Origin of the sequence: Prevotella sp. Sow4_E9_plate (assembly GCF_052116205.1) — a bacterium.
In the GTDB taxonomy this organism is placed as follows: domain Bacteria; phylum Bacteroidota; class Bacteroidia; order Bacteroidales; family Bacteroidaceae; genus Prevotella.
In genome coordinates this window covers 1-22065 of sequence record NZ_JBQKLN010000048.1, presented here as the reverse complement: position 1 = coordinate 22065, position 22065 = coordinate 1, and the positions used below count along the sequence as shown (strand labels likewise).

Annotated in this window: 20 protein-coding genes; 12 read left to right on the top strand and 8 right to left on the bottom strand. The window is 44.2% G+C overall.

Annotated features, from left to right (window positions below; translation table 11 throughout):
- Positions 1-24: 24 nt before the first annotated feature.
- The 5 genes from ACTQ53_RS14525 to ACTQ53_RS14505 form a co-directional block, all read right to left on the bottom strand.
- Positions 25-867 (bottom strand): GLPGLI family protein, encoded by an 843-nt coding sequence (locus ACTQ53_RS14525; protein ID WP_441933757.1) that lies wholly within the window; start codon positions 865-867, stop codon positions 25-27.
- Between the two features lie 179 nt (positions 868-1046).
- Positions 1047-2801, bottom strand: a complete 1755-nt coding sequence (locus ACTQ53_RS14520) for a hypothetical protein (protein WP_441933755.1) — start codon at positions 2799-2801, stop codon at positions 1047-1049.
- Positions 2802-3129: 328 nt separating this feature from the next.
- The gene (locus tag ACTQ53_RS14515; RefSeq protein ID WP_217760034.1) at positions 3130-3672 is read right to left on the bottom strand and encodes an RNA methyltransferase; all 543 of its coding nucleotides are present in this window, start codon (positions 3670-3672) and stop codon (positions 3130-3132) included.
- The gene (locus ACTQ53_RS14510) at positions 3665-4102 is read right to left on the bottom strand and encodes a SufE family protein (RefSeq protein ID WP_153124805.1); all 438 of its coding nucleotides are present in this window, start codon (positions 4100-4102) and stop codon (positions 3665-3667) included. Before ACTQ53_RS14510 ends, ACTQ53_RS14515 begins: the two co-directional genes overlap by 8 nt.
- Positions 4102-5367: a peptidase U32 family protein gene (locus ACTQ53_RS14505; RefSeq protein WP_153124807.1), complete on the bottom strand. Its 1266-nt coding sequence runs from the start codon at positions 5365-5367 to the stop codon at positions 4102-4104. The genes ACTQ53_RS14510 and ACTQ53_RS14505 overlap by 1 nt, the downstream gene beginning before the upstream one ends.
- A 233-nt stretch (positions 5368-5600) precedes the next feature.
- On the opposite strand from ACTQ53_RS14505, the gene ACTQ53_RS14500 reads away from it, so the two are divergent.
- The 11 genes from ACTQ53_RS14500 to ACTQ53_RS14450 all read left to right on the top strand — a co-directional run bounded on the left by ACTQ53_RS14500 (position 5601) and on the right by ACTQ53_RS14450 (position 17847).
- Entirely contained in the window at positions 5601-6671 is a 1071-nt protein-coding gene (locus ACTQ53_RS14500; protein ID WP_441933752.1) for a C1 family peptidase, read from the top strand.
- A gap of 670 nt (positions 6672-7341) precedes the next feature.
- Positions 7342-7992 (top strand): hypothetical protein, encoded by a 651-nt coding sequence (locus ACTQ53_RS14495; protein WP_441933750.1) that lies wholly within the window; start codon positions 7342-7344, stop codon positions 7990-7992.
- 40 nt (positions 7993-8032) lie between these two features.
- Positions 8033-9565, top strand: a complete 1533-nt coding sequence (rpoN, locus tag ACTQ53_RS14490; RefSeq protein WP_294968977.1) for an RNA polymerase factor sigma-54 — start codon at positions 8033-8035, stop codon at positions 9563-9565.
- A 35-nt stretch (positions 9566-9600) separates the two neighbouring features.
- Positions 9601-10209 (top strand): phosphatase PAP2 family protein, encoded by a 609-nt coding sequence (locus tag ACTQ53_RS14485; protein WP_294968979.1) that lies wholly within the window; start codon positions 9601-9603, stop codon positions 10207-10209.
- A 64-nt stretch (positions 10210-10273) separates the two neighbouring features.
- The gene (gene purE / locus ACTQ53_RS14480) at positions 10274-10780 is read left to right on the top strand and encodes a 5-(carboxyamino)imidazole ribonucleotide mutase (protein WP_006848250.1); all 507 of its coding nucleotides are present in this window, start codon (positions 10274-10276) and stop codon (positions 10778-10780) included.
- A gap of 45 nt (positions 10781-10825) precedes the next feature.
- A complete protein-coding gene (locus ACTQ53_RS14475; protein ID WP_441933747.1) occupies positions 10826-12697 on the top strand; it encodes a 4-hydroxy-3-methylbut-2-en-1-yl diphosphate synthase in 1872 nt (623 codons plus the stop codon).
- Between the two features lie 449 nt (positions 12698-13146).
- The gene (locus tag ACTQ53_RS14470; RefSeq protein ID WP_294968985.1) at positions 13147-13497 is read left to right on the top strand and encodes a hypothetical protein; all 351 of its coding nucleotides are present in this window, start codon (positions 13147-13149) and stop codon (positions 13495-13497) included.
- A 295-nt stretch (positions 13498-13792) separates the two neighbouring features.
- Positions 13793-14500, top strand: a complete 708-nt coding sequence (locus tag ACTQ53_RS14465) for a response regulator transcription factor (RefSeq protein ID WP_264951089.1) — start codon at positions 13793-13795, stop codon at positions 14498-14500.
- A 72-nt stretch (positions 14501-14572) separates the two neighbouring features.
- Complete coding sequence (locus ACTQ53_RS14460; RefSeq protein ID WP_294968988.1) at positions 14573-15364, top strand: hypothetical protein; 792 nt, start codon at positions 14573-14575, stop codon at positions 15362-15364.
- A complete protein-coding gene (locus ACTQ53_RS14455; protein WP_441933745.1) occupies positions 15354-16310 on the top strand; it encodes a sensor histidine kinase in 957 nt (318 codons plus the stop codon). Before ACTQ53_RS14460 ends, ACTQ53_RS14455 begins: the two co-directional genes overlap by 11 nt.
- Before the next feature lie 223 nt (positions 16311-16533).
- Positions 16534-17847, top strand: coding sequence for an ATP-binding protein (locus tag ACTQ53_RS14450; protein WP_441933743.1), 1314 nt, complete (start codon positions 16534-16536; stop codon positions 17845-17847).
- On the opposite strand, the gene ACTQ53_RS14445 is transcribed toward ACTQ53_RS14450, so the two are convergent.
- Positions 17830-18915, bottom strand: coding sequence for a TIGR04133 family radical SAM/SPASM protein (locus tag ACTQ53_RS14445; RefSeq protein WP_441933741.1), 1086 nt, complete (start codon positions 18913-18915; stop codon positions 17830-17832). The genes ACTQ53_RS14450 and ACTQ53_RS14445 overlap by 18 nt on opposite strands.
- A gap of 192 nt (positions 18916-19107) precedes the next feature.
- On the opposite strand from ACTQ53_RS14445, the gene ACTQ53_RS14440 reads away from it, so the two are divergent.
- Complete coding sequence (locus ACTQ53_RS14440) at positions 19108-20076, top strand: aldo/keto reductase (RefSeq protein ID WP_441933739.1); 969 nt, start codon at positions 19108-19110, stop codon at positions 20074-20076.
- Between the two features lie 103 nt (positions 20077-20179).
- On the opposite strand, the gene ACTQ53_RS14435 is transcribed toward ACTQ53_RS14440, so the two are convergent.
- Both ACTQ53_RS14435 and ACTQ53_RS14430 read right to left on the bottom strand, forming a co-directional pair.
- On the bottom strand, positions 20180-21349 hold the full coding sequence (locus ACTQ53_RS14435) for an ATP-binding protein (protein WP_441933737.1): 1170 nt from the start codon (positions 21347-21349) through the stop codon (positions 20180-20182).
- A 156-nt stretch (positions 21350-21505) separates the two neighbouring features.
- On the bottom strand, positions 21506-21925 hold the full coding sequence (locus ACTQ53_RS14430) for a DUF6078 family protein (protein ID WP_294969015.1): 420 nt from the start codon (positions 21923-21925) through the stop codon (positions 21506-21508).
- Between the last annotated feature and the right edge of the window lie 140 nt (positions 21926-22065).

Below are 22065 nucleotides of genomic sequence, written 5' to 3'. Positions count from 1 at the left end.
TGTTTTTATTAAACTGCCTTGCTGCTATTCCTTTTCCAAAGGATTATAGAATAACTTTCTCTTTTTAACAGGCAAAGGCTTTCCATTCATGTCTTTAGGAGCCAGAGGTGTATTCTGCCAAGATTTCATTGGATTTTCCTTATAAGTCTGAAGTGCCTTATTAAAGCGTTCACATGTAGTCTTGAAATAATCTTTATCTATTCGAAGAATAGGAGCATGAGACTTTCTCACGGTTATCGCCGTAAAAACATGATCCTTGTCCAAAGACCTAGCCTCCAAGATGAGTCCTGGCAAACCGTTCAACTTCCAAGGTCCCAAACTATATGGAATATCCGAGTACCAAGCTTGCCATTTACGACCTCTGAATTCGCAAGTGGCAAGGTGGCACAAATAGCCACATACTTCTTTTGTACTGTCTGACAGTTCCCAATTAATTTGTGGTTTTGGCTCGTGGTATACAAAATAGTCAATAGAAACTCTACCATAAAAATCCAAATGATTAGAATTCATATGTAGCAGTATGAAATCTGACTCTGGATTATATCTACGATATAACACATCAAAATCTCGATTTGTCACAACAGGCATGGTCGCCATGGCAGAATCCAATCGATATTCTCCATAATCTCCATACTTGCAAATGGAATCACCTATTTCTAATATTTGGTCATATTCACGAAAAGTAGATAAATCTCTATCTATTACGGTATAATGATAAATACATTCCATGAGACTGTTATCTACCTGTACTCTTTTACTTAGTTTTACAGGCTGATCGGCATTTGCCATTTGAGCGTTAGCTACAATTTGAGCGTTAGCTACAAAAGGAAATGCGCATAACAATAAAAAAAATAGTAATTTCTTCATAATCTCAACTTTTTAGTTGTTGCTTGTTTTATTTTAATTTCCGCTACAAAAGTACAAAATTGCAGGGAAAGGCGCAAGAAAATTATTAATTTACTTTTTACCTATTTTTTACCATTCACCAAATACACTAAAAATGAAAAGGTTATGAGTATTTTATCTAAATTTTACCATGCCAAAAATTATGGGATATGTAGCACATACTCATCAAATTCCTTGGGCTTTCCTACCTTTCCACACAGCTTTTTCAACATAGTTTTCCTGCTTTTTGAGATTGCTGCATCAGATAGATTTAAAAGTCTTGCCATTAAGGATGCAGGAATTCCGAGTCTGATCAGTAAGCAGATTCGATAATCTCTATCGCTGACTCGGTTCTTCAACATAGGAATAAAGTTAGGAATTAGTTCCTCTACCGTATCAGCCAATTCCGTCCAATCCTCCTCATTCATTTCTTCCAAAGGATGCGCTTCTATACATTGGATTTTTTTGTAAATGGAAGAATTCTTTAAAACTAAATAAGCATCGGACATCGAAGATAATGAGTATCTGTTTTGTATATCATGTATCTCTGACACTAATTTACTGATTGCATTTTCTTTCTCTGTTATAATTTGAGCCAGTTTTTTGTCTTTTTCTGCTACAAGTTGAGCTTTTTCTTCCTGTAACCTTTTAAGTTTAAGCAAGCAGTCCTCATACACCAGCTTTGAAGCTGCTATTCTCTTTTTCTTGAGAGCTAACTGCTTTCTATAAACATAAGAAAGGAACAAGAACAATACGACACAAGCAAAAACTATCATATAGTTAATTTGTGTGCTTCGCTTTGCTTTCAGCTCCGCCCTTCTTGCTATTTCTTGATTTCTGCCATAATCGTACATGGCTTTAACTTGCTGTAACTGAGTTTTTCTGGCTCCTATCAAGTCAGAGTCATTATACTCAGAACTTTGCAAGGCATACTTCATAGCCATTGCCGGTTGATTAACCTTTGCATAATACTGAGCCAAAGCTTTTGTTGTAGTAGCTTTGACGCTATATGATTTACACAACTTTAAGCTTAGGGATAGATTGGCATAAGCTGAGTCTAACTTATTTACAAACAGATAATAACTCCCTTTTAGGCATAATACATAAGCCTTAGAATCTTCATATTCCAAATTCCCCTCATACCCTGTAGAAAAGTATGCTTCAAAAGCCTTTTTCGCTTTAATTGTGTCTTGCTTTTCTAAATAATAGCCAAAATTGCAGCCTAAGGCTATCATAGCATTATAGTCATCTCCTATTTGCTTAAACAGACTTGCAGCATGTAAGTTTATTGCAATAACAGAATCTGTATTTCCTAAATAGTAATATGCACTGCCTCGGTTTTGGTAATTCACAATGGCATTGAATGTATCCTTTGCCAAATAGGCATACTTCTCCGCCTTACCAAAAGCATCTAACAATTGATAAGGTAAATATTGCTTACTAAAGAGAAAACCCATCTGGCTGTATACTCTATAAAGCGTGCCATAGTCACAATCTGCGGCAGTGGTATCGGCTTGCTCCGTCGCTTTATTATAATACTCCAATGCCATTGGTGCCTCATGCATATCCCGGTACACGCAGCCCAAGGCATAGTTAGCAAGCATCCGCTCGTTAGCCGAACCATGATGGTCATAATAATCCACCACTTCCTTCATCACGCTATCAAATGTGAACGTGATGCAAGCCTTGTTCATCGCCTTATGACGCAACAACTCATAGCGCATCTTTTGCGCTTGGGAAAACTCTGGCAGCTGGGATTTGACCCCATCAAGCATCCGGATGGCAACCTTCGCTGAGTCGTCATTAACATTCATGATGCTATCTGCCCGTTGCATCAAATCATCATACTTCCTGTTTCCTGCACAAGATGCAAGAAGCAGGAGGATTAACAACAAATATATGACCTTTTCTTTCATTCCTCTCTTTTTTTGCAAAAGTACGAAAAAATAAAGAAACTACAAAATAATGTCTCTATAAAATAACTATCACAAACCGCACATCAGCCGAAAGACGCCCGCACAACAGCTGTTATGCAAGCGCACATCAGGTGATGTGCAAGCGCACAACAGCTGATGTGCGGTCTTAGATACTATATTTCCCAACAATTTCTACTGTCTTTTCCAACAACTTCTATCGTATATATAGAAGTCTTTTACTAGGTTCTTCCGTTAAATGCGAAGATGCTTACCATGTAAGACGTATAGCTTTAACGGAAGAACCTTTTTAAAAAACGTGTACTCTTTTTTAATGGATAATAATGAGTTTGGCAAACTCCCAGACAACAATGCCAGCAGTAACGCTGACATTCAGGGAATGCTTTGTACCAAACTGAGGAATTTCCAGGCAGCCATCACTCATATCTACGATGTTCTGCTTTACGCCTTTTACTTCATTTCCAAAAATAACAGCGTACCCCTTCTCTTCTTCAGTGTGGGCTTCCGGCAAGTTCTGAAGCTTGGTAGAACCTTCTACCTGCTCAATACTATATACAAAGTAGCCTTTTTGCTTCAACTTCTCTACAGCTTCTTCTGTAGTCTTGAAGTATTCCCAATCCACACTGTCTTCGCCTCCCAGAGCCGTCTTATGGATTTCGGCATTAGGAGGAGTAGCGGTAATACCACAAAGATACACCGCTTCAACTCTGAAGGCATCGCAAGAGCGAAAGACACTTCCTACATTATATAAGGATCGCACATCATCGAGAACAACAACCAAAGGAAGTTTTTCTGCTTCCTTGAATTCCTCCAGGGTGAGGCGATTCATCTCTATCGTTCTTAATTTACGCATTGCCTTCTGCTTCTTTTGTTTTGTAAGCCAAGGCGTACATACGTATCTGCTTAATCATCGCCAGAAGACCATTACTGCGAGTAGGACTCAAATGATCCTTCAAACCAATCTTCTCTACGAAATAGAGATCAGCATCCATAATCTCTGTTGGAGTATGACCGCTCAACACGCGAATCAGGAGAGCGATGATGCCCTTCACGATAAGCGCATCACTATCGGCAGTAAAGACGAGCTTACCATCTACATAGTCACACTGCAACCAAACACGACTCTGACAACCGTCGATAAGGTTCTGCTCGTTCTTATATTTCTCTTCGAGAGGAGCCAGTTCATTGCCCAAATCAATGAGCATCTGATACTTGTCCATCCAGTCGGTAAAGTCCTGGAACTCCTCAACTACTTCATCCTGCAAATCATTAATTGTTGCCATTATTTTATTTCTTTAATTTCGTTTACTGTAATCAACTTATAGAGCTTATCGTTAGGGCGAACCTTGCCTGGCACAGGAACGGAAACTCTCCAACCCTGCTGCGCTGTTTCCACTGGCTTCAGGTCGTAACGGATTTCATCGGCATTGAGATACATCACGCCGGTAGTGTTACCCGTAATGAGAAGCTTCTCACCCTTATCAAAGGTTGAAGCCTCTACGGCAACCTCTGCCACGCCCAACTTAGAGAAGTATTTCATCACCTTACCCACAAGTACCTTCTTCTCTGTAGCCACAGAACCATAATGCTTATTCCACTCACCGAGAGTCTGACCCTGATAATAACCATCCCAGAAACCACGGTTGAATACGGTGGCAAGTTTTTCGTCCCAGGCATCCTTCTTCTCTTCTGTAAAGGTGCCGTCAAGAACTGCAGCTATCGCCTCCTTATAGCATTTCACTACAGTATATACATATTCAGGACCACGGGCACGACCCTCAATCTTGAAGACGCGAACACCAGCATCCATCATGCGGTCGATGAAGCGGATGGTCTTCAGGTCCTTAGGACTCATCACATACTTGTTGTCGATTTCCAACTGGTTACCGGTTTCATTATCAGTAACGGTATAACTGCGACGGCAGATTTGCACACACTCACCACGGTTGGCAGAACGATTGGCATTGGCAAGACTCATATAGCACTTACCGGAAACCGCCATGCACAAAGCACCATGACAGAACATTTCGATACGAATCTGCTTGCCCATCGGACCGCAGATATTCTGCTTCTCAATCTGCTCATGGATGTGCTTCACCTGATCCATGTTTAATTCACGTGCCAATACAGATACATCTGCGAAACGTGCATAAAACTTCAAAGCCTCTGTATTAGAGATGTTTAACTGTGTGGATAAATGAACTTCCTCACCTACCTCATTACAATAGCTCATCACAGCCACGTCACTGGCGATTACTGCAGAAATACCAGCCTCCTTGGCAGCATCAATGATTTCTTTCATCGTCTCAATGTCGTCATCATAGATTACCGTATTAACGGTAAGATAAGTCTTGATGCCATGCTCATTGCAGGTAGCAGCAATCTCACGCAAATCGTCAATAGTAAAATGATTGGCAGAGTGAGAACGCATATTCAACTTACCGATTCCGAAATAAACAGAGTCGGCTCCAGCTTGAATGGCAGCAGCAAGGGATTCGCGAGATCCTACTGGCGCCATTACTTCAAATTCGTTTATCTTTGTATTCATGAATGCAATTTTTCTATTTGTGGGTGCAAAGTTACGCCAAAATAAAGACAATACAAAATTATTCAAGATTTATTTTATGTTATAGGTGGCATTATGAAATCTTAACGCAAGAAATCAAGCTCTAGCTTACTCTAAATCAAATAATAATTGTATCTTTGCTGCCCAGATTACTTATACCAAATAAGTAGATCAACATAGAAAATTATACACCTATATATTATATATAAAGAGGTATGAAGAAAATTATTATAGCATTTTTAGCAATAGTACTGATTGCAAGTTGTAACTACAAGAGAGATTCTGATCATCAACAGTCAGAGTATCAAATAGACAACCTGCCCGCATCAGTCAAGCTGATCCATACAACCCCTATCAAAGATCAGGGTGAAAGCGAACTCTGCTGGGCGTATGGCATGCTTGCAACCATCGAAAGCGAGCACATCATGAAGGGCGACTCTGTTAATCTGTCCGTTGCCTACGTGGCACGCATGATGCTTCAGGAACAGGCACTGGAATATTACTTTGCTCAGGGAAAGAAAGATATCAGCCTTCGTGGCACCGCTTCCATGCTTATACATTATATAGATAAGTATGGAGCCCAACCATACGACAGTTACGAAGATCCCAAGCATGTAAACTATAAGGTGCTCTGCCGAAAGGTACAGAAGCTATGCGACAGTGCTATCTCCCAAAAGACGGGTATCGACAAACTCAAGGAAGATTTAAACAATCTCTTTGATGCAGAAATAGGATACATGCCCGCCAAGGCTGTCCACATGCTAGGTGCCGAATACACCCCACAGGAGTTTGCCCACAGCGTATGCTATCCGGAAGAATACGTATCGCTCACCAGTTTCTCCCATCATCCTTTCAGGGAATACTTCGCACTTGAGGTTCCAGACAACAGAATGCACGATGCCTTTCTCAACCTCCCTCTTGACGAGATGATGCTCCACATCCAAAAAGCAGTAGAAAAGGGTCACCCTGTCTGCTGGGAAGGCGACATCAGCGAACCAGGTTTCCAAACACCAAAGAAGAACTATGTAGATGTTCGACCAGCGGAGCGACCTGTAACACAATTGTCACGTCAGAAGGAGTTTGAACAACTCCGCACTACCGATGATCACGTGATGGAAATCATAGGTTCTTTCGTTGAAGGCAAGCAGCGCTATTACGTCTGCCGCAATTCATGGGGTAAGAATTGGGGAAACAAGGGACTCATCTATCTCTCGGAAGACTATATCAAGCTAAAGACCATAGCCGTCTACATGAGTGAAGATGCCTTCCTTTATGATAAGGTTTAAGATAGGTACGATAATACTTGATATAAGTCAAATATCTGTTTCATAACACTTGTGTACGCACACACATAGTTGATTTACATCAAAAAAGGGGGCTTTTTTAGCATTTTCCGTATAAAAGATTTGGCTGGTTGGCAAAATCGTCGTACCTTTGCATCGTCAATAAGACAAAAAGGTTATTAGGTTTTTAGGTTAAGATTGTTAGTTGTTTATAGGTTATTAGTTAAAAGGTAAAAAAAAGATTGTTTATTCAAGGACGACAAAAGAAAATTTGTTTAGGTTATTAGGTTTTTAGGTTTAAGATTGTTAGTTGTTTAGTTTTTTTAGGTTATTAGTTTTAAGGTAAAGAAAAAAGATTGTTTATTCAAGGACGACAGGATAGTTTTTCAGTAGGTTAGGCGTAACTTAAGGTAAAAAAGAAAAACGTATCGGATAACAAAAGATGAAGCCTGTGAGCAGTAAAATGACTGCTTCGGGCAACACAACGGAGGGGACTTGTGAAAGCAAACCTCCTTGAGTTATGAAAAAATTGGGAATATAGCATTAATGGTGCGCAATTTCGAGGGCTCTCGAGGTTGCGCACTTTATTTTTATTGAAAATATCTTCGATTTTATTTTGTATTACCAATGAAAAGTCGTAATTTTGCAAAAGATTAATAAAGGCATTGAGAATATGGCAAGACATCCTTTGTGGAACGAAGATTACTGGCTGTTACTGTTACAGTTGTACCAGAAAAAGCCAATGGGCGTAAAACCTCTCTATTCGAAAGGAATGGTTGACTTGAGCCTGGAGCTCCACATTCAACCAGAATATCTGCATGAGCAGATGTTCAAACTGAGAATGGTTGCTCCGCACATCAAGCGATTATGGGATAAATACGCCGATAATCCACGCAAACTGGCTCACGATATAGCTCTCGTCAGAAAGATGAGGGGATGTGGCAATGCGCAAGCTTTCTTCGAAGGAGTGGCTTTGAAAGAATCATTCGAGAAAGATTGGGAACCGCTAGAAGCAGAACCTTCACTCACTCCGGTGAAGCTGATCATTATTCTTGATCTCTATTTCCAGCTTACCCCTATCACCATGGTACCAGAAACCCCTGAGATTATAGACCTCGCCAAGTTTATCAAAACAACGCCGGAGATAATTGCAGAGGTGATGAGCGTATTCCGGTTCTGCGACCCTTATCTCAACAGAGAGAAAGAACCCGCAAGCCCACTCCTGGAACCATGCAGCGATATTTGGCAAAAATACGGTAATGGAAATCCGGATAAACTGTATCAGTTTGCCAATGAACTGAAAGAATATTTTAAGAACAAGTAATATACTATCAAATTATAGCTTAACTCAAAAAAGAAAAAAAATGGCTCAGAAACTCATTCAGACACAGGCACAAAAGCTGCAACAGCTTCAAAAGCTCACCGCACAGCAGATACTGCAGGTGAAGCTCTTGGAAATGCCTCTCACCGAACTGGAGGAAAGCGTAAATGCCGAACTGGACGATAATCCTGCACTGGAGAGTGAGAATCCAGACGATATGCTGAACGAAAGCTACGATGGAGAGACTCCGATGGATACTGATACAGAAAACTATAATGACGACAGCAACGAAGAGGCTGCCTACGAGGCTCAATCGGAAAAAGAAGAAAGAAAAGATGAACTGGACCAGGCTTTGGAAAGCATAGGAAGAGACGACCAGATGCCTGATTATAATACAGATAGATACAGCAATCAGGACAATGCTGACTATGAAGAAATGGTGTATGGCGATACTACCTCCTTCTACGACAAGCTGAAGGAGCAGATGGATATGCACATACTCTCTGATAAGGAAAAGGAGATTATGGAATACCTCATCGGTTCGCTCGATGATGACGGTCTGCTACGCAAAGACCTAGACAGCATCTGCGATGAGCTTGCCATCTATCACAACATAGACGTAACGGAGAAGGAGATTGAGCATGTGCTCCACATCCTCCAGACCTTCGACCCTGCAGGTGTTGGTGGCAGAAGCCTTCAGGAATGTCTCCTGCTGCAAGTCAAGAGATTGCCAAGAGGCGTTCTCCGCAAGACGATGGAAGAAGTTTTCACCGACTATTTCGAAGAATTCACCAAGAAACATTGGGATAAGATCAAGGCGGGACTCGAATTAAACGATACCCAGGTAGAAACCCTGAAGGAGGAAATCAGAAAGCTGAATCCTAAACCTGGTGCTTCAATGGGCGAAACGGAAGGCAGAAACATGCAGCAAATCACTCCCGACTTTATCATCGACACCAATGATGACGGTTCTATCACGTTCACCCTCAACCGCGGAAACGTTCCCGAGCTCACCGTGTCTCCATCATTTACTGATATGATAGACACCTACAAAAAGCACAAGGAAAAAATGAGCCGCCAAGACAAGGAGGCGCTGCTCTATGCCAAGGAAAAAGTAGACAAGGCTCAGGGATTTATCGAAGCTATCAAGCAACGTCGGCACACGCTCATCGTCACGATGAAAGCCATCATTGACATTCAGCGTCAGTTTTTCATGGATGGAGACGAAGCCGACCTGAAACCGATGATTCTCAAAGACATAGCAGACCGTACAGGTTTGGACATCAGTACCATATCACGTGTCAGCAACGTAAAATATGCACAGACCAAATGGGGAATATTCCCACTCAAATTCTTCTTTGGCGACAGCTATGTAACGGAAAACGGAGAGGAGATGGCTACCCGCAAAATCAAGCTGGCCCTGCAGGAGCTGATCAATAAGGAGGATAAGAAAAAACCACTAAGCGATGAAGCCCTTGCCAAGGCGCTCAAAGAGAAAGGTTTTCCTATTGCACGACGCACGGTTGCCAAATACAGAGAGCAGTTCGGCATCCCGGTTGCACGACTCAGGAAATAAGGAAAGATACGTTAGAGTTATGAAATATTAGAGTTATGAAAGAGAAAAATATCATATTGGCAGCTCAGATTATGAGTATGATCTTCACCCCGTTCTATCTTCCGCTGGTAGGACTCACCGTGCTGTTCATATTCAGCTACATGGCATTATTGCCCATGGCTTATAAATTGACGATGCTTGCCTTTGTGTATCTGTTTACGGTTGTTACTCCATCCCTCCTGATACATCTATATCGCAGAGTACAGGGATGGACAGCCAAGGAATTAGGCAAGAAGGAGCGTCGTATCGTGCCATACATCATCTCCATCGTGTGCTATTTCTGCTGTTTCTTCTGGATGGAATACCGCAATACGCCACGTGTCATCAGCATCATCGTGGTTGTAGCGATGGCAATACAGATGATTTGTGCCATCATCAATGTCTGGTGGAAAATCAGTACACATACTGCAGCCATCGGTGGCGTGGCAGGCACATTGGTATCCTATTCCATGGCGTTTTCCTTCAACCCGCTGTGGTGGCTCTGCTTAGTCTTGATTCTGGCAGGAGCAGTAGGAACAGCCAGAATGATTCTGCGACAACATACGCTATCTCAGGTGGTTATGGGATTTCTGATAGGAATCGTCTGTGCTATTATGATTATCTAGCATCAGTATCAGAAAGCACATTCTGCAAAGAAAAAAGTTTATAATTATAAATAAATAAGAAGAAATGAAACCATTAGTAAGCATTATCATGGGCAGTACAAGCGATCTGCCTGTTATGGAAAAAGCATGTAAGTGGTTGAACGACAACCAGATTCCTTTCGAGGTGAATGCCCTCTCTGCTCATCGCACTCCAGATGCAGTAGAATCATTCGCCAAGGGAGCTAAGGAGCGTGGCGTAAAGGTAATCATCGCCGCTGCCGGTATGGCTGCCGCCCTTCCTGGTGTCATCGCAGCATCTACCCCACTGCCAGTTATCGGTGTGCCTATCAAGGGTATGCTCGATGGTCTTGATGCCATGCTCAGCATCATTCAGATGCCTCCTGGCATTCCTGTGGCTACTGTTGGTGTGAATGCGGCTCAGAACGCTGCCATCCTCGCTGCCGAGATGATTGCCCTTGCCGATGAGGAAGTGGCTCAGAAGGTAGAGGCTTGGAAGGCGGGTCTCGGTGCCAAGATTGAGAAGGCTAACAAGGATTTGGCTGAGGTGAAATACGACTTCAAGTGTAATTAATCTAATATGCCCCATTCTTTGGGGCATATTCTATTCTTATACATTATGGTAGATTTATTCAATTATACCCGCCGTGCCTCTTCTGTGGCACATATCGGAGCCCTCGACCTGGGTGGCGATAATCCTATCCGCATCCAGTCGATGACCACCACCAACACCAATGATACCGAGGCTTGCGTTCAACAGGCTGAGGAGATTATCAAGGCTGGTGGCGAGCTGGTGCGCTTCACCACTCAGGGTTCCCGCGAGGCAGAGAATATGAAAAACATCAATGCCGGCATCCGTGCCGACGGCTATCAGACTCCGCTCGTAGCCGATGTTCACTTCAATCCTAACGTTGCCGACGTGGCTGCTCTCTATTGTGAGAAAGTACGCATAAATCCAGGCAACTACGTGGATCCTGCCCGCAAGTTCATCAAGCAGGAATATACTGATGAAGAGTATGCTCACGAACTCAAGAAGATTGAGGAACGCTTCGTGCCTTTCCTCAACATCTGCAAGGAGAACCATACAGCCATCCGCATCGGCGTGAACCACGGTTCCCTCTCCGACCGCATCCGCAACCGCTATGGCGATACGCCAGAGGGCATCGTAGAGAGCTGCCTCGAATTCCTGCGCATCTGCAAGAAGGAAAATTTCCACGATGTGGTTATCAGCATCAAGTCATCCAATACCGTTGTGATGGTCCGCTCCATGCGCCTCCTGGTAGAAGAAATGGAGAAGGAAGGCATGAACTACCCACTCCACCTCGGCGTAACCGAAGCAGGCGAAGGCGAGGATGGAAGAATCAAGAGTGCCGTGGGTATCGGTGCCCTGCTGGCTGACGGTATCGGCGATACCGTTCGTGTAAGCCTCAGCGAGGAGCCTGCTGCAGAGATTCCGGTGGCTCGTCATCTGGTGGATTACATCGGCAAGAAACAGGGTCATCTGCTGATTCCTGCCGCAGCTTATCCTGGCTTCGACTGGCTGCGCCCTACCCGCCGCGAAACCGTGGCAGTAGGCAATATCGGCGGCAGCAACGTTCCGGTGGTTATCAGCAACCGAATCAACGGCGAGAGCACCGTTTGTGAGAACAAGGATGCTACGCCTGATTATATCTATATAGGCGGCAAGATGCCTAAGCAGTTTGTGCCAGGTCAGAGCTACATCGTAGATTACAATGTTTACGAGACGCTGAACAGCAAGCCTGAGACCACCGGTGCCAAGCTCTACCCTATCTTCCCAGCCATGGCAATGCCGCTCATCGCCAGCATCAAGGCCGACGTCAAGTTCCTCACCCTGCAGTTTGGTACTCCAGCCGAGGAATACATCGCCTGCCTGAAGGCTCATCCAGAGGTGGTGGTTATCTGCGTCAGCAATCATCAGAATCGCCTGGGCGACCAGCGTGCATTGGTTCACGAGATGATGAATGCCGGCTTGAAGAACCCTGCGGTTTTCGCCGAGATGTACCAGCACAGCAAGGAGGAGAAGAGCGACTTCCAGCTGGAGGCTGCTGCCGATATGGGAGCCCTGATGATTGATGGTCTTACCGATGGTATCTGGCTGATGAACGATGGTGACATCCCTGCCCTGACAGTAGATGAAACCGCTTTCGGCATTCTCCAGGCAGCCCGTCTGCGCACCAGCAAGACCGAGTATATCAGTTGTCCAGGTTGCGGCAGAACCCTCTACGACCTTCGTGAGACCATCGCTAAGATCAAAGAGGCAACCAAGCATCTCAAGGGCTTGAAGATTGGTATCATGGGCTGCATCGTGAATGGTCCAGGCGAAATGGCGGATGCCGATTACGGCTACGTAGGCGCCGGTCCTAACCGTGTAAGCCTCTACCGCAAGCAGGTTTGCGTAGAAAAGAACATTCCACAGGAGGTGGCAGTAGAGCATCTGCTCGCCCTCATCGACTCGGATAAGGAAGGATAATAAAGAGAAAATCATAAAAAACAGAAAGGTCAAACCTGTGAGGTAAGACACGAGTTTGACCTTTTTGTTTTATTTTGCAACAAAAGCAACAACAGATTTCTTTAGTTTAATCACCAATTTGTTTTCACTAAAAGAAAGAACTGTTGCAAAGAAAAAATGTTATCTTTAAGTTAATAAGAGAAGAATATCGCTATTATCTCAGAAAAAGTTGTATCTTTGCATAAGATTTAATAACCAACATAAAAGAGATTCTTATGAGTGATTTTTTAAAACCATTAAGTAGCAGAAGCCCCAAGTGTTGGTGGATTGTTGCTATTTTAGTTATAGACGGATGGGTAGCGCAGATTTCTGCGACTACATGCACTTCAGTTGCTAGCATTATCGCAATAGCCGCATTGCTATTGCTACTTTCTCTGTTCGTATATTGTCTGTATTTCAAGATTTTTTAAATGGAAAAGAATAAGAAAAAGTCTCTCTTTCAACACCTTTGCCATGCAAAATGTCCAGAGTGTGGAGAGCAAGTGCCATTCAGTACCGTAAAAAAATACTTTCTGCACGGCACGTCTTACTATACAACCTGCCCTCATTGTGGTCTGCAAATTCATCCTGCAAAAGAGCCAGTCAAGACATATACATGTTTTTGTTTGGGCGGCATGTCTATCATGATTCCAATGTATTCGTATTGGTACTTCGTAGCATGGGATTTCATTCCAGCCTTACTTTTCGCTCTTCCATTTGTTATAGCGATGGTTACTATCGTTGCTATTTTAATTATACGAAATATAAAATTTTCAAGTTAATAAAGAGCATCAGAATCTTCATCTAGGGTAAGGATATATTTGGGATATTGACCATTAATCTGCTGAAGCGAGGCTAGCTCTCGCTTCAGAGTAGCCTCATCCCTAACTGTAGCTGCCGTAAGTTGGACGTACCTCCGATGCCTTCCACATACTCCCAGAATGACAAAGGAAGGCAAGCATACTTTGCTGCCAGAGTTCACTATGTTATCTTTAAGTTAATCATCCCTTCATTGCTTTGCCGTTTCAAATAAAAAATGTATCTTTGCAATCGAAACATTGAAAACGAAATACGATTATGGCTGATACTAAGTTACTCCTGGTTGAGGATGATGAAAACCTCGCCTATATGGAGAAAAGCTGCTTCGAGGATATCATCGGAGGATATGAAGTGAAAACCGCCGTTAACGGCAAGGAAGGACTGAAGGCGTGGAGAGACTTTCAGCCCGATGTCATCGTATCGGATATCGACATGCCTATCATGGACGGCATCGAAATGGTGAAGAACATCCGAGAGGTGGATGGAGATACTATCATCCTTTTTACCACCGGCCTCACCGCACCCAAGGATTTGAAGGCAGGTTATGCCGCCGGAGCCAACAACTATATCAAGAAGCCTTTCATTCCCGAAGAGCTTGATGCCCACATACATAGCCTCATCCAGCTGAAAGCCGGAAAGCGCAGCGAGAATGCCAGCTGCCAGATCAAGCTGGGAAGATATACACTGGATGCCAACCACGCCACCCTGAAAGATACACAGGAAGGCAGCGAGAAGATGCTTACCGCACGAGAGGCTAAAATCCTCGAACTGCTGGCGGTAAACAAGAACGAGGTGGTACGCCGGGAAGCCGTACTGAGCCGTTTCTGGGGCGTGGAAGACAAGGATTACTTCGCTTCCAGAAGCCTGGATGTATTCATCAAAAAAATCCGCACGGCACTGGAAGACGAGCCTGCCGTAGAACTGAAAACCATCAGAGGAGTGGGATTCAAGCTCATCGCAGAATAAACATCCCCCACCCCCTCATAACATCATGCGAGAATTAATTAGAAGAAAGAAAAAACAGAAAAGACATTCATTATGCTGAAAGCGATATTATACTACATACTGTTCCTGGCAGAATATCTCATCACCATCTTCCTGGGAGGATTCCTGGTGGGACTCTACATGGCAATGAACATGCATTCGGGCTCCCACAGCCAGCAGATAGGAGCCCTGAAGGAATCAATCTATCCGTTTATAATAGTCATCGGATTTCTGGGCATACTCATCGTATGGTTCACCTTCGGACATTACAAATTCTCCAGGTTCTCGCTTGGAAAGGTGATTCCTGCCGCCAAATGGAAGGCGATGACCATTTGCACCATGCCGATTCTGGGCTTCACCATGGTCTTCTATTCCATCATGAACCTCTTCCATCTCGACTTCCTTCCCAAGCAGATGATGGATATTAGCTATCTCGGCTTCCTGCCTTTTAATATCAACGGATCGTTTATATCTGCCTACATCTTCTTCGGCGCCATTCAGGAGGAACTGATCCGCTGCGGCAAGAAGAGTTGGGTGCAGCTGCTCACCCTCTCGATCATGATGCTGCCAGCCAGCATGATGTCGGTAACATCTAGTGGTGACATCAATGTAGATTTGACCGTGCTCGGTTTTATCTCCCTCTGCTATTGCAGCTGGATATACAGCAAGACGCGCAGCACCATCATTCTCATCGTGCTCTATTTCGTATCCAATCTGGTTCCCTTCCAGTTTGAATCGAAAGTGCTCGGCATATTGCTCCTGATAGCCGGCACAGCCTTAACTATAGGTGGATTCGCTGCCCTGAGCAGGAAACTGCCTGAAATGCTTGTGAAAGATGAAGACTAATAGAGCCAAGGCACTCAGCACCACGGCTCTGATTGCCGTGCTCTGCATGCAGCTGTTCTGGATGTGGAACTCTTTCGAGATGACCGTTCACCAGATGGGATTTGAAACGCCCTGGAACCTGGCACCGGATGTCAGGGCACAGGCTTTGCTCGCTGCCTTCTACGAAAGCAAGTTCACGGTTTTCACATCGCTCCTTACCACGGTGGTGATCATCCTGAGCCTCATCGACCAGATCAACTACATCGATGAGCAGGAAAGGGTGCGACTGCTGCGCGAGGACTTCTCCTATGCGATGGTTCACGACATGAAGTCGCCACTCACCTCCATCATCATGGGAACCAAGTATCTGCACAGCGGCGTACTGGAGAAGAAGCCGGAAATGAAAGAGAAATATTTCTGCATCGTAGAAGACGAGGCGCAGCATCTGCTTGCCCTCATCAACCGCCTGCTCACCATCTCGAAACTGGAACACGGCAAGCTGCATATTCAGAAAGCGGAAGTAGATTTGGAAACGATGATAGAGGATGTGGTGGATAAATACAAGGCGAAATCAGCGAAACCGATCCATATCATCACCCAGTTTGGAGCCACCTCTGCCCTAGCCGACGAGGAATATCTGAAGGAAGCGATCAGCAATCTGGTGGATAACGCCACCAAGTACTCGAAGGAGGAAATCAACATTGAGATTTCCACCCTGGAGGATGACAGAAACGTTTATATCAAGGTTTTTGATGAGGGTATCGGCATAGCCAAAAGCGAGCTGAAGACCATCTTCAACCGCTTTGAGCGCGCCGCAGAGCACGAAAAGGATGCCCGCAAGACTCGTGGCGGCTTCGGCATCGGTCTGAACTACGTGCTGCAGGTAATCAACGCCCATGGCGGCAAGATAAGCGTAAAGAGCGAGAAAGACAAATGGTCGGAGTTCACCATCTCGCTGCCGAAATAATCTGTACCATAAGCATTTACTGAATTATGAATTTTACGTAACGAAGATTTCATAATGTCCGAAACAAAGATACATATTTGAAATCCGCAAGTTTTTGGGGGAAATAATGAAAATAACATTAAAAAAAGAAACTTTATGAGAAAACTCTTCTCTGTTACAAAACTATTTCGTATATTTGCAGCACAAATATAAACCGCCATTTATATAAACGAGGATTTACATTATGAAGTTTTACGATAGAGATAAAGAACTTGCAATCTTGCAAGCCAATGAGCAGCAGTCGTTTGAGAGTGCTGTGTTTACAGTTCTGATGGGGCGCAGAAGAATAGGCAAGACTTCACTCATCACAAAGTTTTTAGAGAAAAAGGAGTATGCCTACCTCTTTGTCTCCAAAGACTCGGAGGCTCTATTGTGCCAAAATTTCCAAAGAGACCTGGAGCAGCAGATAGGACTTACCATCTATGGTGAGGTTTCCAAGTTCAAGGACCTGTTCGAAGTGATCATGAAGGAAGCCCAAAAGCGACACCTCACCATCGTGATGGATGAATTTCAGACACTCTATAAGATTAATCCATCTATCTTTGGAGATATACAGAATATCTGGGACCGATATAAGCGAGAGGCAAAAATCAATTTCATTGTATCGGGCAGTATCCAGACTTTAATGAAGCGAATCTTCGAGGATGAATCGGAACCGCTCTACGGGCGTCCTACATCCAAGTTTACCCTCCGTCCTTTCACCATTGAGGTGATGAAGCAGATTCTGCAAGATGTAAACCCAAACTATCTGCCAGAGGATTTACTCTGTCTATATGCCATTACCGGTGGCGTGGCAAAGTATATAGAATTGCTCATAGATGCCAAATGCTACACCAGAAAAAAGATGCTCGACTATGTCTGCCGACAGGATTCCTACTTCCTTACCGAGGGTAAGGATCTTCTGAACCAGGAATTCAGTGGAGATTTCACCACCTATTTCTCCATCTTGCAAGTCATCGCCAACGGCAAGACCAAGCGTAGCGAGATAGATAGCGTATTACATAAAGGCATGGGCACATATCTCCAGAATCTGGAAAGCAGATATGAACTCATCAACCGGATGAAGCCACTACTGGCTAAGAAAAACGGAAAAGTTACGGCATACGAAATCCATGATAACTTCCTGCGCTTCTGGTTCCGGTTCATCTATCCATATCAGTCGCTGATAGAGCGCAATCTGTTCTCTCTCCTGCGCAGCAACATCGAAAACAATTACGAAGGCTTCACAGGCAGAACCCTGGAACGTTATTTCCAGGATAAATTCATGGAAACAGAGCAATTTACGCAAATAGGAAACTGGTGGGACCGAAAAGGAGAGAACGAAATAGATCTCATCGCCATCAACGAGTTCACCCATACCGGCTTGATTGCAGAAATCAAACGCAATGTTCATAAGCTCAGTATGAGTAAGCTACAAGAGAAGATAGCCATATTGCCCAAAAAGGACTTTGGAGAATATGAGTTTGAGACGATAGGACTTTCACTGCAAGACATGTAATCTATGAAGCGGGCACATGATGAGATTGCCCTCATCATCACGAAGATGCATACCACTGCCCTGGCAGTATCTGAAGTATCTGCACTCGGCACACTCACCCTTCCGCATCCATTCACGGTTACGGTAAGGAAGGAAACGGTGCTGCCAGATATCCATGAAATCATCCTGGTAGATATTGCCCTGATGATAGTTGGAACGGATGCTGGCACAGGCTGAAATGGAGCCATCTACCAAGACCGAACCAACGGTTACGCCTGCATGACAACCATAGAAAGTATTGCGGATATCGCCTTCGAAGTTGCCCATGAATCCCTCGCAACCATAGCTGCACGCTATCCTACCCTCTTTTCGGGTCTGCTTGATAAACTCCAGGATGCCTTTGTATTCTTCCGCAGCTAGATGCATATCAGGATCTGAAGCAGCTCTGCCTACAGGAAATACGGCAACAACTCGCCAGTTTTTCACCCCTTTATCTATCAGAAACTGCCTGATGGCGTCAAGATGGGGATAATTGCGGCGATTGACGCAGGTAAGGATATCAAACTTGATTTCGGGATGCGAAACCAGAAGGTCGATAGCTTGCGAAACCATCTCGAAACTATGCTTGTTGCCCCGCATCCAGTTGTGCTCATCGCCCAATCCATCCATGCTGATGGTCATGGTATGGAGTCCTGCATTCAGTAAGTCATTGAATTTCTGAGGAGTAAGATAGAGTGCGTTGGTTACCATTCCCCATGGAAAGCCCTTCTTGTAAATGGCAGCTCCACATTGGGTGATGTTCTCACGCATCAAGGGTTCTCCCCCCGTTACGATGACGAATACCTGATGAGGATCCGTATGTTGGCTGATGTTATCTAGCACCCGCAGGAAATCCTGAAGGGGCATATCGGTTATTCCTGCTTTTACCTTGCAATCGCTTCCGCAATGGCGGCAATGCAGGTTGCAGCGCAGGGTACATTCCCAGAAGAGCTGGCGCAGCGGATGCTCCTCTACTATATGCTGATACCCCTTGCGCCAAATCTCCAAAGCGAGTCTTCGGCGCAAGGATAAGGGTTCTATCTTCGTCATACTGAATTATCTTATTTAATCTAGAGGGAATTAGTGAAAACACAGAAGCTGAAGGCTTCCCATGAGCAGGCAAAGCCCAGAGAGTTTTTTGCCGTTTTACACATTTTTAAGAGCCACTTTCCATCCATTTCTAAAAAAAAGCAATACCTTTGCTGCTGAACAAGATATTCAAACATAAAATAAATAGGAATTATGGACTTAAAAGGAATCTACACAGCCGATGCCAATCGCTATGGCGATGCAGAGGCACTTTACAAGAGATGCGGCAAGAGCGGAGTCTTGCTGCCTAAGGTTAGTCTGGGATTCTGGCACAACTTCGGAGGAGTGGATCCTTACGAGAGAAGCCGTGCCATCACCCATTATGCCTTCGACCACGGAATCACCCACTTCGACCTTGCCAACAACTATGGTCCTCCATACGGAAGTGCTGAAGAAACCATGGGCAGACTGATGAAGGATGATTTCCAGTCTTATCGCGACGAACTCTTCATCTCTACCAAGGCAGGATACGATATGTGGGAAGGTCCTTACGGCAACTGGGGCTCTCGCAAGTATCTGATGGCGAGTCTCGACCAGAGTCTCAAGCGCATGAATCTGGACTATGTAGACCTCTTCTACAGTCATCGCTACGACCCGAATACCCCACTCGAGGAAACCCTCCAGGCAATGGTAGACATCGTGAAGCAGGGCAAGGCGCTCTATCTCGGCATCAGCCGATGGCCACTGGAAGCCCTGAAGTTTGCCGATAAATATCTCAAGGAGCGCGACTGTCCGCTGCTCATCTTCCAGGACCGACTCAACATGCTCGACCGTGCGCCGCAGGAGAACGGAACCCTCGACTACTGCCACGAAAACGGCATCGGATTCATCTCCTTCTCGCCTCTGGCACAAGGTCTCCTCACCGACCGCTATCTCAACGGTATCCCATCGGATAGCCGTATGGCAAAGGAGCATTTCCTGAAGCACAGCGCCCTGACACCGGAGTTGCTGGAGCAGCTGAAGCAATGGAATCAGGAAGCTGGGGAACGAGGCGAGACCCTTGCCGAGATGGCGCTAGCCTGGATATTGCAGCAGAAAGGCGTTACCAGCGTATTGGTAGGTGCCAGTTCAACAGCCCAGCTGGAAAAGAACATGAAGTGTGTTCATGCCAAGGCTTTTTAATATTGGATTAACCAAATCATTTCTCTGTTATTTTGCCAAATCGTAGTATTTTTACATAGATTTGGCAGAATAACAGTTCACTATTTTGCCAAATCGTGGTATTTTAATAGAGCATGCCAAACATCCATAACGGAATAATGTTTCCATAACCAGTCTCAATATCGTCCTTTACTACATATCCATTTTCTATGTTCTGCAGCTGATTTTGCTTTTTCTTTTTTCCTCCAACCTCGAATGTATATTTCCCGTCTATCAGGAAATCAGATATAGGTGATACTGTTACTGGCATGAATGAGCGTGTCTGATTGAAAAAGAAAGTTTCTCTCACAGTTCCTATCTCAACACTCTTTCCTGCAAGAGTATAGATAAGCGTTGGATTATCCAGATAAATCTTATCTACCTTTCCTAGTCCTTGAATACCACCAGTTGAAGTGCGGAGTTGCCCAATAAGTCCGGCTTTCTCCAAGTAGGCGCAAAGGTCGGCAACATTGTTTCTAGAAACTTCTAGCTGCCCTCCTATCTGACTCATATTAGGCTTGAATGGTGCACTTTGAGCGATAATGGCAAGTAGCCTTTTGAGTTTTCTTGCTGTTGAAACAGTAAGGTCAGCATATTGCGGAATATCGGTTTCTATCGTTGCATTGACCACTTGCTGAATATACATTCTGATGTCGCCATCAGAAAAAGGATAATATCCTCGTTGCAGATAGTCTGCGAAGTGTTCTAATGGCAAGAAGCCAGTCGGTATATTGACTTCCTGTTGCATAAGCTGTTCTAAAGTACATACCGGAAAGTGGATTCCATGAAAGAGTTCCAGATATTCCCGGTATGATAGACCTTGCATCTCATACATAAGTGCACGACGACTCAGGTCAAATGCTCCCTTAGCTATGTCGAGAACAGATGATCCGGTAAACATTACATGAAGTTCGGCATGGTAGTCGTATATCAATTTCAACTCTCTTGCCCAATCCTTGTATTTATGAATTTCATCTATGAAAAGATACTTTCCGCCCATCTTTGCAAATGAATCCGCCAGTTCGGTGAGCCTATGACTGGCAAAATAAAAATCTTCTGCCTGTACATAGAGTGAGTCTTTTCTTGGTAGTTGTTCTTTGATGTGTTGAAGCACCAAAGTTGTTTTACCCACACCTCTTGGTCCCATCAGACCTATCATACGAGCATCCCAATTGATGCGATTATACATATAGCGATGAAACGTAGTACTCGTTTCTCTCAGCAATTTGTCGAATGTTGCTTGTAATTGTTCCATTTTGTGCCCGATTATGTTGTTCTTTGGCTGCAAATATACGAATAAATAGCGAAAGTGCACTGAGTTCAGTGCGCTTTTTAACGAAAATTGCACTGAACTCAGTGCACTTTTCTAAAATTACATTATAATTGCCAAAACCTAGCAGATAATCGGCGCTTACTTCTCTACCAGCACATTCTGGTCCTCATAGCTGTCGAACCCCAGACTGATGTCGGCACCTCTCTTCTTGAAAACCTCCAGGAGAGCTTCCTGCATCTCAGGGTCGAGGAGGAACTCGCCATTCTTTGCCTTGTAGAAACGGCGCTGGCTGAAGGGGGTGTATACGTTCAGATATCTGGCATTGCCCGATGGGATGGAATCGCAGAGACGGGTGAAACCTCTAGCCCAGCGCTGATGTTCGTATACGAGATGATAAGGACAGCCTTCTCCCTCTACCTGGAGAAGATCGGTATTCAAAATGATGAAGGAAGCTTCTTCGGCTTTTGCCTTCTGATAGTTGGCGTAGCGGGCACAAGTGTTGCTACGGCTACATGATGCCAATGGGCATGTAATGTTGTAAGGAATGTATTTGTTCATTTTTGCGTGATATTTTAAAAGTTATTGTATCAATACTGCGTTAAATTAATATTTAATCGGCTGTAAATCAATAACTTATATTAAGAAATGCTTATGAAAACTTAACTATAAAAAGTTGGTCAAGTCGCTGATTTTCAGTA

What these genes read in the sequence shown, in the direction of transcription:
- ACTQ53_RS14525 (WP_441933757.1), bottom strand. Translation starts at nt 867, where the DNA reads ATGAAGAAATTACTATTTTTTTTATTGTTATGCGCATTTCCTTTTGTA.
- ACTQ53_RS14520 (WP_441933755.1), bottom strand. Translation starts at nt 2,801, where the DNA reads ATGAAAGAAAAGGTCATATATTTGTTGTTAATCCTCCTGCTTCTTGCA.
- ACTQ53_RS14515 (WP_217760034.1), bottom strand. Translation starts at nt 3,672, where the DNA reads ATGCGTAAATTAAGAACGATAGAGATGAATCGCCTCACCCTGGAGGAA.
- ACTQ53_RS14510 (WP_153124805.1), bottom strand. Translation starts at nt 4,102, where the DNA reads ATGGCAACAATTAATGATTTGCAGGATGAAGTAGTTGAGGAGTTCCAG.
- ACTQ53_RS14505 (WP_153124807.1), bottom strand. Translation starts at nt 5,367, where the DNA reads ATGAATACAAAGATAAACGAATTTGAAGTAATGGCGCCAGTAGGATCT.
- ACTQ53_RS14500 (WP_441933752.1), top strand. Translation starts at nt 5,601, where the DNA reads ATGAAGAAAATTATTATAGCATTTTTAGCAATAGTACTGATTGCAAGT.
- ACTQ53_RS14495 (WP_441933750.1), top strand. Translation starts at nt 7,342, where the DNA reads ATGGCAAGACATCCTTTGTGGAACGAAGATTACTGGCTGTTACTGTTA.
- rpoN (WP_294968977.1), top strand. Translation starts at nt 8,033, where the DNA reads ATGGCTCAGAAACTCATTCAGACACAGGCACAAAAGCTGCAACAGCTT.
- ACTQ53_RS14485 (WP_294968979.1), top strand. Translation starts at nt 9,601, where the DNA reads ATGAAAGAGAAAAATATCATATTGGCAGCTCAGATTATGAGTATGATC.
- purE (WP_006848250.1), top strand. Translation starts at nt 10,274, where the DNA reads ATGAAACCATTAGTAAGCATTATCATGGGCAGTACAAGCGATCTGCCT.
- ACTQ53_RS14475 (WP_441933747.1), top strand. Translation starts at nt 10,826, where the DNA reads ATGGTAGATTTATTCAATTATACCCGCCGTGCCTCTTCTGTGGCACAT.
- ACTQ53_RS14470 (WP_294968985.1), top strand. Translation starts at nt 13,147, where the DNA reads ATGGAAAAGAATAAGAAAAAGTCTCTCTTTCAACACCTTTGCCATGCA.
- ACTQ53_RS14465 (WP_264951089.1), top strand. Translation starts at nt 13,793, where the DNA reads ATGGCTGATACTAAGTTACTCCTGGTTGAGGATGATGAAAACCTCGCC.
- ACTQ53_RS14460 (WP_294968988.1), top strand. Translation starts at nt 14,573, where the DNA reads ATGCTGAAAGCGATATTATACTACATACTGTTCCTGGCAGAATATCTC.
- ACTQ53_RS14455 (WP_441933745.1), top strand. Translation starts at nt 15,354, where the DNA reads ATGAAGACTAATAGAGCCAAGGCACTCAGCACCACGGCTCTGATTGCC.
- ACTQ53_RS14450 (WP_441933743.1), top strand. Translation starts at nt 16,534, where the DNA reads ATGAAGTTTTACGATAGAGATAAAGAACTTGCAATCTTGCAAGCCAAT.
- ACTQ53_RS14445 (WP_441933741.1), bottom strand. Translation starts at nt 18,915, where the DNA reads ATGACGAAGATAGAACCCTTATCCTTGCGCCGAAGACTCGCTTTGGAG.
- ACTQ53_RS14440 (WP_441933739.1), top strand. Translation starts at nt 19,108, where the DNA reads ATGGACTTAAAAGGAATCTACACAGCCGATGCCAATCGCTATGGCGAT.
- ACTQ53_RS14435 (WP_441933737.1), bottom strand. Translation starts at nt 21,349, where the DNA reads ATGGAACAATTACAAGCAACATTCGACAAATTGCTGAGAGAAACGAGT.
- ACTQ53_RS14430 (WP_294969015.1), bottom strand. Translation starts at nt 21,925, where the DNA reads ATGAACAAATACATTCCTTACAACATTACATGCCCATTGGCATCATGT.